The 1,828-nt window shown below is 72.0% G+C and carries 1 protein-coding gene; it reads right to left on the bottom strand.

Annotated elements, in window-relative coordinates; genetic code table 11:
• Window positions 1-1,828, bottom strand: a 1,828-nt coding sequence (locus B9S58_RS13340; protein ID WP_146063501.1) for a type I polyketide synthase, incomplete at both ends; no start/stop codon positions are given.

Raw genomic sequence — 1,828 nt, 5'->3', positions numbered from 1 at the left:
GCGTAGGACCCGGCCAGTGTCCGTACGGCCGTCTCGTCCGCGCCGGTGACGCGCACCACGAGCGACTCCGGGACGGGTACACCCCGGACCACGGCGGTGGGTGCTTCCTCCAGGATCACATGCGCGTTGACCCCGCCCATCCCGAACGCACTCACCGCACCACGCCGCAGACCGTCCTCAGGACGCGGCCACTCCATGACCCGGTCCGCCAAGAAGAACGGCGTGCCCTCGAAACGAATATGGTCATTGGGCCGCACCACATGCAGCGACGGCGGAACCACACCCCGCTCCATCGACAACAACACCTTCACCAAACCCGCCAGACCCGCCGCCGGCTCCAGATGACCCACATTCCCCTTCAACGAACCAATCGCACAGAACTGCGAACGATCCGTCAGCGCACGCCACGCACGCGTCAACCCCTCGACCTCAATCGGGTCACCCAGACTCGTCCCCGTACCATGCGCCTCCACCATGCCAACCGACTCCACCGGCACCCCCGCATCCGCGAGCGCGGCCGAGATCACCGACTGCTGCGCCGCACTGCTCGGCACCGTCAACCCACTCGTACGGCCACCGTGGTTCACCGCCGTGCCCTTGACGACACCACGCACCCGGTCACCGTCACGCAGCGCGTCATCGCAGCGCCGCAGCACCACGGCCACGGCGCCCTCACCGGGGACGAAGCCGTCGGCGGTGCTGTCGAAGGCGCGGCTGCGGTGGCGCGGGGAGAGCGCCATCATGTCGCCCATCGACCGGAAGTACTCCGGGCTGATGCCGGCGTGCACGGCGCCGATGACCGCCGTGTCGATGTCGCCAGCGCGCAGGTGCTGGAGCGCGGAGTGCAGGGCCACCAGCGATGACGAGCACAGCGTGTTGACGACCGTGCTGGGGCCGCGCCAGTCCATCAGGTACGAGAGCCGGTTGGCGATCATCGCCTCCAGGCCCAGGCCGCGGCCCTCAGGCACGCCGTGGCGGAAGCGCTCCTCGTGGTAGTGGTCGTGGCTGTAGGCGATCCACAGGCCGGTGCGGGCCTCGTCGGCGCGGGCGCCGCCGCGTCCGCCGTCCTCCAGTGCCTCCCAGATCGTCTCGTAGACGATGCGTGCCTGCGGGTCGATCAGCGGCGCCTCGCGGGCGGAGATCCGGAAAGGGGCCGGGTCAAACGTGTCGACCCGGTCGAGGAAGGAGGCGTGCGGGAGGGGTCCAGCGGTGTCACCCCGACGGCTCTCGGGCAGTGGGCCGACGGTGTCGCGGCCCTCGACGAGCAGGTCGGCGAAGGCGGTCAGCGAACCGGCGGTGGGCAGCCTGACCGCGGCGCCCACGACCGCGACATCGCGCGTCCGGGTCGCGGGACCGGCCCCGCCGGGCGCGGACGCGGCCTCGTCGGATGCGCGGAGCCTAGGGACGGCCGTGATGCCCGCCGCCGTGGTGGGCGCCCGCTGCGGCTCCGGGGACCGGGGCGGCGCTGGCGGGACCACCGGAGGCGCCGGCTCCACCACGGCGGCCGCCTCGGCGACCGGGAGCGCTGAGGTCCGCGGGGCCACCGGGGCCGGAGCGGGCTCCGTCACCGTCGGGGCCTCGGATGCCTGCGGGGCGGACGGGCTCGGGAGTCGGCCGACGAGCTCCGGGGCCTCCTCCGTCAGGAAGTCGGCGAACTGGCGGGGCGTCGGGTACTCGAAGAAGACCGTCGGGTAGAGGGATAGTTCGTGCTCCCGGGAGATCCGCTCGCTCAGCCCCACCAGGCCGACGGAGTCGAAGCCGACGGAGAGGAACTCAGTGTCGGCGTGCTCCTCGGACGTGCCGGTCAGCGTCAGAAACCAGGCCAGCG

The organism is Streptomyces sp. SM11, from assembly GCF_002910905.1.
Taxonomy (GTDB): Bacteria; Actinomycetota; Actinomycetes; order Streptomycetales; family Streptomycetaceae; genus Streptomyces.
This window is presented reverse-complemented; position numbering and strand designations above follow the sequence as displayed.